At 66.1% G+C, this 14,000-nt stretch carries 15 protein-coding genes; 11 read left to right on the top strand and 4 right to left on the bottom strand.

The genetic code is table 11. The features are described from left to right. Positions 1-6: 6 nt before the first annotated feature. Positions 7-924, bottom strand: a complete 918-nt coding sequence (locus tag ACSC1S_RS03175; protein ID WP_435363128.1) for a site-2 protease family protein — start codon at positions 922-924, stop codon at positions 7-9. Between the two features lie 203 nt (positions 925-1,127). Between ACSC1S_RS03175 and ACSC1S_RS03180 the strand changes: the two genes are divergently transcribed. From ACSC1S_RS03180 to ACSC1S_RS03205, 6 genes are all read left to right on the top strand, one after another. Beyond that, positions 1,128-1,304, top strand: a complete 177-nt coding sequence (locus tag ACSC1S_RS03180) for a hypothetical protein (RefSeq protein WP_435363129.1) — start codon at positions 1,128-1,130, stop codon at positions 1,302-1,304. 329 nt (positions 1,305-1,633) lie between these two features. Next, entirely contained in the window at positions 1,634-2,707 is a 1,074-nt protein-coding gene (gene mfnA, locus ACSC1S_RS03185; RefSeq protein WP_435363130.1) for a tyrosine decarboxylase MfnA, read from the top strand. Between the two features lie 20 nt (positions 2,708-2,727). Beyond that, entirely contained in the window at positions 2,728-3,312 is a 585-nt protein-coding gene (locus ACSC1S_RS03190; protein ID WP_435364579.1) for a YqaA family protein, read from the top strand. Between the two features lie 81 nt (positions 3,313-3,393). Beyond that, the gene (locus ACSC1S_RS03195) at positions 3,394-4,095 is read left to right on the top strand and encodes a LiaF transmembrane domain-containing protein (RefSeq protein ID WP_435363131.1); all 702 of its coding nucleotides are present in this window, start codon (positions 3,394-3,396) and stop codon (positions 4,093-4,095) included. Between the two features lie 718 nt (positions 4,096-4,813). Beyond that, positions 4,814-6,895 carry a methionine--tRNA ligase gene (gene metG, locus ACSC1S_RS03200; RefSeq protein WP_435363132.1) on the top strand — a complete coding sequence of 694 codons (2,082 nt, stop codon included), beginning with the start codon at positions 4,814-4,816 and terminating at the stop codon, positions 6,893-6,895. A gap of 92 nt (positions 6,896-6,987) precedes the next feature. Continuing rightward, positions 6,988-7,866: a DUF726 domain-containing protein gene (locus ACSC1S_RS03205; protein WP_435363133.1), complete on the top strand. Its 879-nt coding sequence runs from the start codon at positions 6,988-6,990 to the stop codon at positions 7,864-7,866. A 22-nt stretch (positions 7,867-7,888) separates the two neighbouring features. Here the strand turns inward: ACSC1S_RS03205 and ACSC1S_RS03210 are convergent, their stop codons facing one another. After that, the gene (locus ACSC1S_RS03210; RefSeq protein WP_435317423.1) at positions 7,889-8,176 is read right to left on the bottom strand and encodes a GYD domain-containing protein; all 288 of its coding nucleotides are present in this window, start codon (positions 8,174-8,176) and stop codon (positions 7,889-7,891) included. Between the two features lie 165 nt (positions 8,177-8,341). Between ACSC1S_RS03210 and pyk the strand changes: the two genes are divergently transcribed. From pyk to ACSC1S_RS03235, 5 genes are all read left to right on the top strand, one after another. Beyond that, positions 8,342-10,096: a pyruvate kinase gene (gene pyk, locus ACSC1S_RS03215; RefSeq protein WP_435363134.1), complete on the top strand. Its 1,755-nt coding sequence runs from the start codon at positions 8,342-8,344 to the stop codon at positions 10,094-10,096. A 38-nt stretch (positions 10,097-10,134) separates the two neighbouring features. After that, positions 10,135-10,371, top strand: a complete 237-nt coding sequence (locus ACSC1S_RS03220; protein WP_435363135.1) for a DUF7312 domain-containing protein — start codon at positions 10,135-10,137, stop codon at positions 10,369-10,371. 80 nt (positions 10,372-10,451) lie between these two features. Then, a complete protein-coding gene (locus ACSC1S_RS03225; protein ID WP_435363136.1) occupies positions 10,452-11,003 on the top strand; it encodes an NfeD family protein in 552 nt (183 codons plus the stop codon). Between the two features lie 64 nt (positions 11,004-11,067). Beyond that, complete coding sequence (locus ACSC1S_RS03230; RefSeq protein WP_435317426.1) at positions 11,068-12,273, top strand: SPFH domain-containing protein; 1,206 nt, start codon at positions 11,068-11,070, stop codon at positions 12,271-12,273. Positions 12,274-12,316: 43 nt separating this feature from the next. Next, entirely contained in the window at positions 12,317-12,928 is a 612-nt protein-coding gene (locus tag ACSC1S_RS03235; RefSeq protein ID WP_435363137.1) for a winged helix-turn-helix transcriptional regulator, read from the top strand. Between the two features lie 21 nt (positions 12,929-12,949). Here the strand turns inward: ACSC1S_RS03235 and ACSC1S_RS03240 are convergent, their stop codons facing one another. Both ACSC1S_RS03240 and ACSC1S_RS03245 read right to left on the bottom strand, forming a co-directional pair. Further along, complete coding sequence (locus tag ACSC1S_RS03240; RefSeq protein ID WP_435363138.1) at positions 12,950-13,465, bottom strand: HTH domain-containing protein; 516 nt, start codon at positions 13,463-13,465, stop codon at positions 12,950-12,952. Positions 13,466-13,681: 216 nt separating this feature from the next. Further along, positions 13,682-13,921, bottom strand: coding sequence for a DUF7123 family protein (locus ACSC1S_RS03245; RefSeq protein WP_261650383.1), 240 nt, complete (start codon positions 13,919-13,921; stop codon positions 13,682-13,684). Positions 13,922-14,000 lie beyond the last annotated feature (79 nt).

Below are 14,000 nucleotides of genomic sequence, written 5' to 3' on the forward strand. Positions count from 1 at the left end.
GTCGACTCAGAAGAGGAGCGGTCCGAACAGCGCGAGGACCACCGCGCTCGCCGTGAGCGCGCCCGCGCCGACCAGGACGTGTCGGCTTCCGCCGACGCCGAGTCGACTGGCAGTCGAGTCGACGACGATTTTCAGGACCTTGCCGCCGTCGAGTGGCCACACCGGGAGGGCGTTGAGCAGGGCGAGGTTGGCGTTGAGGAAGCCGGTCCAGAACAGCAGGTTGCCGACGACGCCGATGCTGGCCACCGCAGCAGCAGTCGGCGCGGCGGCGCTCGTGTACAGCCAGCCGAAGTAGGTCATGTAGGCGTCGACGGCGAGGGCGGGGCCGACGAGGAGGAAGCCGACCACGGCGAGGACCGTCAGCGCGAGGTTGTTCGCCACGCCCGCCGCGAACACACGGAGGCGGGTCCTGGCGGGCGCGTCGTCGAGCGCGTCGCCGGGGAGGACGTACGCCGCGAGCGGGATCACGCCGAACAGGAGCGCGACGCCCATCTCCTCGATGGGCACGTCGTCGAGGCGAGTCGCGACGGCGTGGCCGCCCTCGTGGGCGAGGGTCGCGACCAGGAGGGCGAGGACGATGTAGCCCGCGGCCGCCAGCGGCATGAAGTCGTTCAGGCCGGGGACCGCCACCATGTTCCCGGGGTCGTTCGCGGCGGTGGATTCGACGCTGCCCGTCGCCGCGGCGACAGCGACCCAGGCGACCGCGAGGAGGCTCGCCAGCCCCGTCGCGAGCAGTGCCAGCACGCCGATGTCGTGCCAGCGCTTCCAGGGGCCGCGGTCGGCGACGGCGTCGACCCATGGCTCGCCGCGCTCTGTGTAGACGTACAGCGTCAGGAAGCCGACTTTCAGCGGGCCGGGGAGCCGGTCGTTCAGTGCCGATTCGACGGCGTCGAACCGCGACTGGAGGTCGTCGAGACGCGTCATTTCGGGATAGGTTCACACGAGTCTGGCATGAATCTATCGGGCACGAGCATTCCGACCGACGTGCGCCACTGACGGTCGAACATACCGGCGGTGATACCATCCCCGCAGGCTCCGACGTCTCGATCGCGTTGTTACGGGATGGCGTATCGACGCAGCACAGTAACTACGGGGAACTGACGGAGCCGCTCGAACCGGGTGAGACGATGACGATATACCTTAAAGAACGTCCTCTCAGGGGGTCGAATTTCTCCGTCGGCGAAAAGCCTCGACCGTCGGGAACCGTCCCCATCGAAGGTGAGGTGGTGTTCCAGATAGTCGGAGAGGACGAGATGATCACCTTCACCATCTTCACTCACGAAAGCGACGAGACGGACGAATAGCTCTCGCCCAACCAGACCGCGTCCATCCACAACGTCGGGTCAGAGGGGACGAACGCGACCGCCTACGTCGGGAGCCACACCGACCCCGAGGGTGGGACGGCCATCGACGGCTTCGTGGAGGTGACGGTCCGGGACGGGCTGTCGCTGGTCGACGTGACGTACCAGTCGAGCGAGGACGAGTAGCCGCAGTCTGGCCGCGGGGACCGGCCTCAGAGAACGAGCGGGCCGAACAGTGCCACCGCCACCGCGCTCGCCGTGACCGCACTGGCACGACCCTCGCTCCTCCCCAGAACGCAATCCCTAAATTCCACAGGACGCACCGTATGGGTATGCGCGGCCAGCCCCAGGACTTCGACCGGGTTCTCTCCTCGATGTGTACACCACCGCACCCGGTCGCCCGCGAGGCCGCAGAGCGCTTCCTCGCCACGAACCCCGGCGACCCCGCGACGTACCAGACGGTCGCCGACCTCGAAGACGACGCGGTCGCCATGCTCGGTGACATCGTCGGCCTCGACGACCCCGCGGGCTACATCGCCAGCGGCGGGACGGAGGCCAACATCCAGGCGGTCCGGATGGCCCGGAACCGCTCGGTGTCGAGCGACCCGAACGTCGTCGTCCCCGAGAGCGCGCACTTCTCGTTCCAGAAGGCCGCCGACGTGCTGGCCATCGAGTTGCGGATCGCGCCGTTGACCGACGACTACACGGTCGATCTGGGCGCTGTCAAGCGCTTCTGTGACGAGGACACGGCTGGAATCGTCGGCGTCGCAGGTTCGACCGAGTACGGCCGCGTCGACCCGATTCCGGAACTCGCGAACATCGCCCACCGTCACGACGCACTGTTGCACGTCGACGCGGCCTGGGGCGGGTTCTTGCTTCCCTTCACCGACCACGACTGGCACTTCGGCCACGCCGGCGTCGACACCCTGACCATCGACCCGCACAAGATGGGCCAGGCCGCGATTCCGGCCGGTGGCCTGCTCGCCCGCGAGGACGAACTGTTCGACGCGCTCGCCGTCGACACGCCCTACCTCGAATCCGCGAAACAGGCGACGCTCACGGGGACCCGCTCCGGCGCGGGCGTCGCCAGTGCCGCGGCGGCCATGCAGGAACTCTGGCCCGACGGCTACCGCGAGCAGTACGAGACGTCGGTCGCGAACGCCGACTTCCTCGTCGACGCGCTGCGCGAGCGCGGCTTCGACGTGGTCGAGCCTGACCTCCCCATCGTCACCGCGGACGTCTCCTCCGACCTGTTCGAAGCGCTCCGCGAGGAGGGCTGGCGGGTCTCTACCACCGGTTCAGACGAGATGCGCGTCGTCATGATGCCCCACGTCACCCGCGAGATGTTGTCGGCGTTCCTGCAGGATATCGACCGACTCCGACCCACCGTGAACATCAACACTTAGGTTTCGGCGGCGGTGAGGCTCTGTCAGTGACAGCCGTACTCACGACTGGTTCCCTTGCGCTCTCCGACGCCGTCGTTCTCGCCCCGTGGTTCGACTACCACTGGCTGGAAGCGGCAGTCGAAACCGCGACCGGCTGGGTCGGCCTCGGCATCATCGCGGTCTACTCGTTCCTCATCGCGTTCGTGTTGCCCCTGCCCAGCGAGATCGTCCTCGCGCCGAAACTCCAGCTCGGGGTCCCGCGCACCGTCGAACTCGGCCTCATCATGGTCGCCAGCGGCATCGGCAAGGCCGGCGGCAGCGTGTTCGCGTTCCACATCGGTCAGGAAGCCAAGGAAGCCGGCCCCGTCGTCCGGTTCCTGAAACGCTCGCGCTTCGACGTCATCGAGTGGTCGGAGAAGCAGACGGTCGAACTCGCACGCAAGTACGGGTACGCCGGACTCGCGATGGCGCTGTCGGTGCCCTTCTTCCCCGACACGCTCTCCATCTACGCCTTCGCCGTGCTCGAAGAGGACTACCTGAAGTTCGCGGCCGCGACGTTCGTCGGCAGCGTCGGGCGGTTGCTGGTCACCGTCCTGTTCTTCAGTGGCGCGTTCGCGCTGCTGTGAGCTGAGCCGGCGATTCGCACGGTTCTCGACCCCCGAGAAGCAGCGTCTCGATATATCGTCTCAGCTAGCGTATTCTCACACATGAACCTCAGACTCAACAGCCGACTCGTCAGCGGTGGTGTCATCGTTCTCTTCGGCCTCCTGCTCCTGCTCGGGACCACCGAAACATACGACACGGCCCAGCTCTGGCTGTTCGTTCCCAGCGTGTTCGTCCTGCTCGGGGTCTGGGCAATCGTCCAGAGCCGCGCCGCGAACCTCGTCGGCCCCGCAGTGCTGATACTGGTCGCCGGAGCCATCCAGCTCGCGGCGCTCGACATCCTGACCGACGCCATCGTCGAGACGTACTGGCCCGTCCTGGTCATCCTCGTCGGCCTCACCGTCGTCTTCGGCCGGCAGCTCCGGACCCGGACGGTCTCGACCGACGCGGAGACCCTCGACATCTTCGCGATGTTCGGCGGCGTCACCAAGCGCGCGACCGGCTCCCGGTTCGCCCAGGCCGACGTGACCACCCTGTTCGGCGGCTCCGAACTCGACCTGCGCGACACCGAGCCCGTCGGCACCGCCCAGGTCGACGTGTTCGCGATGTTCGGCGGCGTCGAACTCCACGTCCCCGAGGACTGGACGGTCCGCATGGAGGTCCTGCCGGTCTTCGGCGCGGCCGAGGACGCCCGCCCGCGGGTGATTCGAGAGGGTGGTGACGTGACCGGCCGGCCCGCCCGCGGCGACGACGTCGACCTCATCGTCACCGGCCTGGTCGGATTCGGTGGCATCGAAGTGAACTGAGTTTCGGCGTTTTTTCGTAAGTTCTCGATTTTCCGTCTGGCGCGTGCTGGCGAGCGTGACGAGCGAGGCGACGCAGTCGCCTCGACAGCGAACGGGGAGGAACGACCCGTGAGCCAGCGAGGGCGCGAGTTCATGTCGCGCGAGGGACGACCGGAACGTAGTGGAGGGAGTCGGCTGGGGAGGGTGTGGCTGCGGAGCGGGGCGGTTGCGGTCATATACGCTAGCGAGAGTTCGCTGCTAGTCGACGCTGGCAACGTTTCGTCGTTTTTGGTTCCCATTGTGGTCATCCGACGACACGACTATCGCTGGCGTCCATGACTGCACCTCGCCCTCCCCAGCCGACTGCGATGCTCGTTCCGCTCCGCTCCACTGCGCTTCTCATCCCTCGCGCGGCACTGACCCGTGGCCTCACTGCCGTTCGGCACACTCGTCAGCGCGCGCCAGAGCCGGAATCACGCTACCACGACACACACCACGACACCTTTTTATCCGACTCACGACCAACACCGAATAGTGACAGCTACGACCCGTCACGTCCCCGAGAACCGCCGTATGCGCATGGCGTGAGCCATGCCTGGCGGGTGGGCCGGAGTGCGGGTCGGTCATACGACTTCTCTACGCGGTCTGAAAGCTGGGCGCTGTCGAATCCCGTCGCGAATCGCCCACAGAGTAGACCGGAATCAGCGGGTTTTAGGCCCGCACGATAGCAGACGATACCATGAGCAACGACGACTTTCCCACGGAGAACACCGCGGTGGTGACGTGTGGGTTGCCGTACGCCAACGGCGACCTGCACGTCGGCCACCTGCGAGGCTACACGAGTGCAGACACGTTCAACCGCGCCCTTGGCAAGCTGGGCCAGCAGACGGCGTACGTCTGTGGCTCGGACATGCACGGGACACCCATCGCGGTGAACGCCGAGAAGGAGGGCGTCTCGCCCGAGGAGTTCTCGCTCTCGTACCACGAGCAGTACGAGGAGACGTTCCCGCGGTTCAACATCGAGTTCGACAACTACGGGCACACCCACGACGAGACGAACACCGAGTTGACCCAGTCCATCGTCCGCAAGCTGGAGGAGGAGGGCTACGTCTACGAGAAGGAGATCAAGGTGGCCTGGGACCCGACCGAGGACCAGCCGCTGCCGGACCGCTACGTCGAGGGCACCTGCCCGTACTGTGGCGAGCAGGCTCGCGGTGACGAGTGCGACGAGGGCTGTGGTCGCCACCTCGAACCTGGCGAGATCGAGGACCCGGTCTCCTCGGTCACGGGTAACCCGGCGGAGTACCGCGAGCGCCCGCACAAGTTCTTCGAGGTCTCCGAGCTGTCGGACTACCTCACGGAGTTCCTCGACGGGCTGGAGGGGACGAGCAACGCGAAGAACCAGCCCCGCGAGTGGATCGAGAGTGGGCTGCAGGACTGGTGTATCACCCGCGACCTCGACTGGGGTATCGACTACCCTGGCGAGAATCCTGAAGACCTGGTCCTGTACGTGTGGGTCGACGCGCCCATCGAGTACATCTCGAGTACGAAGCAGTACTCCGAGCGCGTCGGGGCAGACGAGTACGACTGGGAGCAGGTCTGGAAGCAGGATGAGGGCGAGATCATCCACGTCATCGGCCGCGACATCATCCAGCACCACACTATCTTCTGGCCGGCGATGCTCCACGTGGCGGAGTACAACGCCCCCCGCGCCATCTGTGCGACCGGCTTCGTCACCATCAACGGGAAGGGCCTCTCCACGAGCCGGAACCGCGCCATCTGGGCGCAGGAGTACCTCGACGAGGGCTTCCACCCAGACCTCCTGCGATATTACCTGACGACGATGGGCGGCTTCCAGCAGGACCTCGACTTCAGCTGGGACCGCTTCCAGGAGCGCGTCAACGGCGAGCTGGTGGGGACGGTCGGGAACTTCCTCTACCGGAGTCTGCTGTTCGCCCAGCGGAACTTCGGCGGTACGCCCGACGTCGACCTCTCCGCGGAGGTCGAGGAACGCATCGAGCAGGCCATCGAGGACTTCACCGACGCCATCAACGAGTACGAGATTCGCCGGGCCGGCGACGCCGCGGTCAAGCTCGCCCAGTTCGGGAACGAGTACATCCAGCAGCACGAGCCGTGGAAGCTCGACGACGAGGAGGCCGCGCCGGTCATCCGCGACTGCGTCCAGATCGCGAAGGCCGTCACGCTCCTCATCGAGCCCATCACGCCCGGCAAGGCCGAGCAGGCCTGGAACCAGTTCGCCGGCGAGGGCGACGTCCACGAGGTCACGGTCGACGCGGCCCTGGAGCCGCCCGCGGCCGAGTTCGGCGAGCCGACCGAGCTGTTCGAGAAGGTCGAGGACGACCGCGTGGCGGAGCTGAACGAGAAGCTCGAAGCGCGCGTGGCCGAGGCGGCCGCGGACGACGAGGACGACGAAAGCGAAAGTGACGAGACCGGCGAGGGCGACGAGGCGAGCGTGAGCGACGAACTCGAACCCCTGCTGGATTCGCGCATCGGTTTCGACGACTTCCAGGAACTCGACATCCGCGTCGGCCGCATCGAATCGGCCGACCCCATCGAGGACTCGGACAAGCTGGTGAAGCTCGAGGTCGACATCGGCTTCGAGACGCGCCAGGTCGTCGCGGGTATCAAGCAGCTCCACGACCTCGACGAGCTGCCGGGCACGAAGGTCGTGTTGCTCGCGAACATGGAGAAGGCCGAACTGTTCGGCGTCGAGTCGAACGGGATGGTGCTCGCGGCTGGCGACCAGGCCGACCTGCTGACGACCCACGGCGACGCCGAGCCGGGCACGAAGGTCCGGTAAGGCGGTCTGGACAGGGTCGACCACCATTCTCTGACACCGTTAGCTATTTCCATTGGCCTAGATTTATCAGTCGCCCGTCAGTGTGTGCAGTCGTGACATCCGACAAGGACGGTCTCAGCCGACGTAGCGCACTCAAGGGACTCGCGACCACTGGCCTCGCGCTGGGCGGGCTCTCGGGTATCGCGGCCGCCGGCGGGAGCGACGGCGACTACCAGGCACCCGCGGACTACCCGCTCATCTCGACCCGCGGGCACTTCGACGACGACGGGAACCTCACGTCGAGCGGGACGACGTACAACTACTACGGCGAGGGCGACTGGGCGAAGTACACCGAATCCTGGCACGACGAGATCATCGTCTTCGTCCACGGCTGGAACCAGGACGACTCTGAGGACCAGGACATCGACGGCGCGTACACCTGCGAACTCGCCCTGGAGCAGAACGGCGTCTCCCAGACGAACGTCGGCTACTCCTGGGACTCCGACCGCGGCTGGTGGACTGCCGTCGACATCGCCAAGCGGAACGGGCCGAAGCTGGCGAACTGGATCGCGAACTGGAACAACAACGGCGGCGACCCCATCCGGCTCATCGGGCACTCGCTGGGCGCGCAGGTCGTCGCCAGCACGCTCGCCAACCTCCACGCCTGGGGCTACTACAACGCCGTCGAGACCGCGTCGCTCGTCGGTGGGGCCATCCCCGACCAGACGGTCTCGACGGAGGACAAGTACGGCGACGCCATCGAGTATTCGAGCTATAGCTTCGGGAACTTCTACAACCGCGAGGACGACGTGCTCGACTGGGCGTATTCCACGGCGGAGTGGGACACGGCTGTCGGCGAGCAGGGTATCCAGGACGGACTCGCGGCACCCTACAACTACCAGGAACTGGACGTCACCCAGCAGGTGCCGGACCACGGCTCGTACTACGAACCCGGAGACGGCTGCATTCCAGAAGTCGTGGCGTCGTGGTAACGCGGCCAGAGATGCAGGCGACTCAGATGTCGGTGACGAGTTCGGCGAACTCGTCGGTGGGGATGACCTCCATCGTCTGCATGTCCAGCCCGTGGCGCTCCATCGCGAGCGCGACCTTGAACGCCTCGTCGCGGCCGTCGGCGTCGAAGATGACGATGAAGTCGTAGTCCCCGAGGACCGCGTACGTGTCTTCGAGGGTCGCGTCGTACTCTTCGACTTCGGTGTGTATCTCACCCCAGAGCGTGGCGAGCTCCTGGACGTTGTTGATGTCGCGGTCGCGGACGCGGACGAGGGACGTGTACATTCCCATTGGTGGGTGTTCACACGGATGGCCAGAAAGGATACGGCATGACAATGGAAGGGTCGGCGGTCCCGGTCGCGTCGCCCAGACTGCCGAAACACGTCAGCGACAGTGGGGTACTCGGAATCGAGTAAAACACTGGGGTTTTTGCCGCCCTCCAGCGTAGACGGCCACATGAGAAACGCCAAGATCGTCTGTACGCTCGGGCCGGCGACCGACACCGTCGGTCGCATCCGGGCATTGGCGGATGCCGGAATGTCGGTTGCCCGCCTCAACTCCAGTCACGGTGACCTGGAGACACGCGCCGAGATCGCCGATAAGGTCCGACAGGTGGACGAGGAGACGGAGAAACCGGTCGCGACGATGGTCGACCTGCAGGGGCCGGAGGTACGCACGGCCCCGCTGGACGAACCGATCGAACTCGAATCCGGGTCGACGGTCCGCTTCTACGAGGGGACCGAGGCGACCCCCGACGACATCGGGCTCTCGCACGGGATCTCCTCTGTCTCGCCCGGCGACAGCATCCTGCTCGACGACGGTCGCATCGAGGCGACCGTCGAACGCGTCGACGGCTCGGACGTGTTCGCCACCATCGACATGGGCGGGCAGCTGGGCGGCCGCAAGGGCGTCAACATGCCCGGCGTCGACCTCGACATCGACGTCGTGACCGAGAAGGACCGAGAGGACCTCCGACTCGCCGCCGAGAAGGAGGTCGACTTCGTCGCGGCCAGCTTCATCCGGAACGCCGACGACGTACTCCACGTCAACGAGGTGCTCGAAGAGTTCGGGGCGGACATCCCCATCATCTCGAAGATCGAGCGAGCGGGGGCCGTCGAGAACCTGGAGGAGATAATCGAAGCCTCCTACGGCGTCATGGTCGCCCGCGGTGACCTCGGTGTCGAGTGTCCGATGGAGGACGTCCCGATGATACAGAAGCGCATCATCCGGCGCTGTCGCGAGACCGGGACGCCGGTCATCACGGCGACGGAGATGCTGGACTCGATGATCCACGAGCGCCGGCCGACCCGTGCTGAGGCGTCCGACGTGGCCAACGCGGTGCTCGACGGGACCGACGCCGTCATGCTCTCGGCGGAGACCGCCATCGGCGACCACCCGGTTCGCGTCGTCGAGGCGATGGACCGCATCATCCGGCAGGTCGAATCGAGCGAGGAGTACGCCGAGATGCGTGAACAGCGCGTCCCACCGGCGAGCGACTCCCGCACCGACGCCATCGCGCGGTCCGCGCGCTACCTGGCCCGCGATATCGGCGCGAGCGCGATCGTCGCCGCGTCCGAGTCCGGCTACACGGCGCTCAAGACTGCGAAGTACCGCCCGGGTGTGCCGGTCGTCGCGACGACCCCGACCGACCGGGTGCGTCGCCAGCTCGCGCTCTCCTGGGGCGTGAACGCCCAGTACGCGCCGTTCGACGAGGACGGGGTGGACGCCGTCATCCAGAACGCGGTGCAGGCCGCCCTCGACGCGGGCGTGGCTGAGAGCGGCGACACGGTCGTCGTGCTCTCCGGCATGATGACCGAACTGGAGGGGGCCCAGACGACGAACATGCTGAAGGTCCACGTCGCCGCGGAAGCCCTCGCCATCGGTCGTGGCGTGGTCTCCGGGTACGTCACCGGCCCCACCAGGAACGTCGACGACGGCGACCTGACCGATGTCCCCGAAGGTGCCATCATCACCCTCGGGCCGGAGTTCGATGGCGAGTTCCAGGGCGACGTCTCGCGCGTCGGCGGTATCGTCGACGCCCGTCCGGGCATGACGGGCTACCCCGCGATGGTCGCCCGCGAGGTCGGCATCCCGATGATCTCGGGTGCGGACCTCTCCGCTATCGCTGACGAGACCACCATCACCGTCGATGCCGAGCGCGGCGTCGTCTACGACGGTGCCATCCACCGCCGACAGGACACCCGGCGGTGACCCTGCCGGTTTAGTATCCTGGGCGCGTACTGTCTCCCGTGACTGACGACTCCGCCGACGACCAGTACCGGTTCAGCCTCGAAGACCTGGAGGACGATGAGGACGACGAGGAGGACACTGGCCGTCACGACGCCCGCGCCGTCGAGATGGGGCCGTACGACCCCGACGAGGTCATCGAATCCGGCTCCATCGATGGTGAGAATGCGCTGTTCGTCGTCCTCGGCGTCCTCGCCATGGTCGCGTTCTTCGTGCACCTGGTGACCCTCCTCGGATGACGCCGGACACGCCAGCGACGTATCGTACCGCGCACCGCCGCCTGCAAAATTTTAATCAGGACGGGGCCTAACCGACGCACATGGCACCGCTACTCGACGTCGACCTGTTGCCCCTCCTCCTGTTCCTCGCCGGGACGGGACTGATGATAGCCGAGGCGCTGGTCCCCGGCGCGCACTTCATCGTCATCGGCGTCGCGCTGTTCATCGCCGGCCTCGTCGGGATGCTGTTCTCGCCGCTCGGGACGCCCATCGCCCTGGCGGCGATGGTGCTCGCCGTCGGCCTGCTCACGTTCTACGTCTACCGCGAGTTCGACTTCTACGAGGGGACCGACCGCGGCCAGACCAGCGGCTCGGACGACCTCCGCGGTGCGACCGCCCGCGTCACCGAGACCGTCACCTCGACCAGCGGGCGCGTCCGCCTGCTCGACCGGGGCGGGTTCGACCCCAACTACACCGCCCGGAGCGAGTGGGGCGACGAGATCCCCGAGGGGACCGAGGTCATCGTGACCGACCCCGGTGGTGGCAACGTCCTGACGGTGGCACCGACGACAACCGAGGACGATATCGACCGGGAACTTCGCCGGGAGCGCGAGCGCCGTGACCGGGAAGACGGCGAGACAGAACCAGCATAACTCGGCTGGTATTATCGAGTCCTCAACAGGAAGGCTTTTGTGACCTGCTTCCTGCCTTTATATTATGGAGCTTATTCCACTGCAAGGGGCTGCGACCTTCGGGTTCGTCGCCGCGATTATCGGGATACTGATAATCGTGGCGCTGGCCTCGGCGGTGAAGATCGTGCAGCCGACGGAAAAGCGCACGCTCACCGTCCTCGGTCAGTACCGTGGACTCCTCGAACCCGGGTTCCACCTGGTCCCTCCGTTCGTCTCGAGTACGCAGAGCTTCGACATGCGTACCCAGACGCTCGACGTGCCGCCCCAGGAAGCCATCACCCGCGACAACTCGCCGGTCGTCGCCGACGCCATCGTCTACATCCGCGTGATGGACGCGAAGAAGGCGTTCCTCGAGGTCGACGACTACGAGAACGCCGTCCGTAACCTCTCCCAGACGACGCTCCGTGCCGTCATCGGTGACATGGAGCTCGACGACACGCTCAACAAGCGCCAGGAGATCAACGCGCGCATCCGCGAGGAACTCGACGAACCCACCGACGAGTGGGGTGTCCGCGTCGAGTCCGTCGAGGTCCGCGAGGTCAACCCCTCCAAGGACGTCCAGCAGGCGATGGAGCAACAGACCTCCGCCGAGCGCCGTCGCCGTGCCATGATTCTCGAGGCACAGGGTGAACGCCGCAGTGCCGTCGAGCAGGCACAGGGTGAGAAGCAGTCGAACATCATCCGCGCACAGGGTGAGAAGCAGAGCCAGATCCTCGAAGCACAGGGTGACGCTATCTCGACGGTCCTGCGCGCGAAGTCCGCCGAATCGATGGGCGAGCGCGCCGTCATCGACAAGGGGATGGAGACGCTCGCGGAGATCGGGACCTCCGACTCCACGACGTTCGTCCTGCCCCAGGAGCTCTCCTCGATGCTCGGCCGGTACGGGAAGCACCTGACCGGCAGCGACATCAAGCAGACCGAGACCGCCCTCGACAGCCGCGACTTCGACACCGAGACCCGGGAGATGCTCGGGCTCGACGACATCGAGGAGATACTCGGTGCCATCGACGAGGAGGCCCAGCTCGACACCGAGAAGATGGAGAAGCAGGCCGAGGCGGTCAAGATGGGCGACGACCCGACCGATATCAAAGACCCCGACGAGGTCATCGAGGAGGCGGACAACGAGATCGCTGGCGGCGACTACGACGTGAGCGACGACATGTCCGACTCGTTCACCAGCGCCGAGAAGAAGATGGAAGACCCCGAGAAAGAGACGGAGACCGAGAAGTAGCGAAGGCGTTTTACGGCTGGGGAAGCATAGAAAGAAACGAACAATGGGTGAACGCGGCGAGGTCGACGAGCAGAAACGCGCCACCCTGCGGCGCTTCGCCGCGGTCGGTGCGGCCAGCCCGTTCGCCCGCTTTACTGACGACGACTCCACCGGCGAGAGCGACGTCCGCGACGCCATCGCCGGCTACCTCGCGGCGACGCCCGGTGCCCACTTCTCGAAGCTCCGTGACGACCTCAAGCTCGGCACGGGCGAGACCCAGCACCACCTGCGCCGGCTCGTCGACGGCGACGTGGTCGAGGTCCACCGTGACGGCGACTACAAGCGACTGTATCCTGCCGGGCAGTTCTCCGAGTTCCAGAAGACCGCGCTGGGCTACCTCCGGCGGGACACCCCACGCGGGATGCTCGTCGAACTCCTGCGCGACCCGACCGCGACCGGGTCCGCGCTCGCGGACGCGCTGGGCGTCTCGCGCCCGACGGTGAGCAAGTACGCGAAGGAACTGGAGGGCGCTGGCCTGCTCTCTCGCGAGGACGGCTACCAGGTCGAACGCCCCGAGACCGTGCTGTTGCTCGTGGTTCGCTACGCGGATTCGTTCGACGCCAACGCGGCCAGGCTCGCCGGTCAGGCGGACCAGCTGGTCACGTTCGACCGCTGATCGAAAACGGGAAGAAAGACCTCAGATGCTCGGGAGCGTGAGCTCCGTCTCGGGCTCCGGCGGTTCCTCCGTCGGAGTGTCGACCGGTTCGCCGAGTCCGAGCGTGTCGAGCGGGTCGACGCCGTCACGGAGCGCGTCGAGATACGCCTGCACGCTCACGTGTTGGCCCTCGGCGACCGTACAGGGGAGTACCGCCGCCAGCTCGTCTCCCTGTCGGACCGCGAGGCAGACGAACGGGGTGACGAGTTTCTCCGTCGTCTCGCCGGTGAGCAGGTTGTCGTCGCGCCTGCTGACGAACGACTGGTCGATACGGACGTCGGCCGCGCTGGCCCAGTCCCGGAACGTCTCGTAACGCCGGGAGGTGTCGGTCGAGCGGTCCGCGCGAACCGCCTTCGGCCAGGTGTGGACGTCGTACGAGTCCACGATATCCATATCGCGCAGTTCGCGGATGCTGTCGAGCACCGTCTCCTGCGGTGCCGCAACTGGTGCGTAGGCACGCAGATAGACGTCGATGGTTAGTGGGTGGTTTGTGGTCATCCTTCCCCCAGGGGAACCTTAATCATTGTTCATTATTAAACTAGCCCTTCCATGGCAACATCTGCCAGCGAAGCTTCCGGCTGATAGTACTGTGTGAAACGGCATGTCGGCGCTGAGCCGACGGAATCCGGGGGAGAAATGACAGCGTGGGTGCAGCGGGGCGCAAGCGACAGCGGGGGGATGACGGGTACGGGGGCGACGGGGCTGGCAGCCTGCTCAGACGGACACCTTCCAGGTCGTCGAGGAGGAGTACCCCCACTTCTCGACGTCGACGTCGAAGTCGCCGCGCTGGATGGCGGTCATGTTGGTGCCGACCTCTTTCGCGGTCATGCCGAGGTCGTCGCCGATGAGCCGGGACTTGAAGTACGTCTTCGTCTCGGCCTTCTCGCGGAGGTACGTGAGGATGCGGCGCTGCTTGTCGGACAGGTCGAGGGTGGCGGCGGAACTCGTGCTCATATCTACAGGGAAGGGACGTGTTCTAATAGGGGGTTTGGTACAGGGAGTTAATCCGCCGCAGTCTTGCGATTTACTGGGG

The sequence above is a fragment of the Haloarchaeobius pelagicus genome, from assembly GCF_051207375.1.
Taxonomy (GTDB): domain Archaea; phylum Halobacteriota; class Halobacteria; order Halobacteriales; family Natrialbaceae; genus Haloarchaeobius.

Excerpts from the sequence above, each read along its gene's own strand:
- ACSC1S_RS03175 (WP_435363128.1), bottom strand. The coding sequence starts at position 924 with ATGACGCGTCTCGACGACCTCCAGTCGCGGTTCGACGCCGTCGAATCG.
- ACSC1S_RS03180 (WP_435363129.1), top strand. The coding sequence starts at position 1,128 with ATGACGATATACCTTAAAGAACGTCCTCTCAGGGGGTCGAATTTCTCC.
- mfnA (WP_435363130.1), top strand. The coding sequence starts at position 1,634 with ATGCGCGGCCAGCCCCAGGACTTCGACCGGGTTCTCTCCTCGATGTGT.
- ACSC1S_RS03195 (WP_435363131.1), top strand. The coding sequence starts at position 3,394 with ATGAACCTCAGACTCAACAGCCGACTCGTCAGCGGTGGTGTCATCGTT.
- metG (WP_435363132.1), top strand. The coding sequence starts at position 4,814 with ATGAGCAACGACGACTTTCCCACGGAGAACACCGCGGTGGTGACGTGT.
- ACSC1S_RS03210 (WP_435317423.1), bottom strand. The coding sequence starts at position 8,176 with ATGGGAATGTACACGTCCCTCGTCCGCGTCCGCGACCGCGACATCAAC.
- pyk (WP_435363134.1), top strand. The coding sequence starts at position 8,342 with ATGAGAAACGCCAAGATCGTCTGTACGCTCGGGCCGGCGACCGACACC.
- ACSC1S_RS03225 (WP_435363136.1), top strand. The coding sequence starts at position 10,452 with ATGGCACCGCTACTCGACGTCGACCTGTTGCCCCTCCTCCTGTTCCTC.
- ACSC1S_RS03230 (WP_435317426.1), top strand. The coding sequence starts at position 11,068 with ATGGAGCTTATTCCACTGCAAGGGGCTGCGACCTTCGGGTTCGTCGCC.
- ACSC1S_RS03235 (WP_435363137.1), top strand. The coding sequence starts at position 12,317 with ATGGGTGAACGCGGCGAGGTCGACGAGCAGAAACGCGCCACCCTGCGG.
- ACSC1S_RS03240 (WP_435363138.1), bottom strand. The coding sequence starts at position 13,465 with ATGACCACAAACCACCCACTAACCATCGACGTCTATCTGCGTGCCTAC.
- ACSC1S_RS03245 (WP_261650383.1), bottom strand. The coding sequence starts at position 13,921 with ATGAGCACGAGTTCCGCCGCCACCCTCGACCTGTCCGACAAGCAGCGC.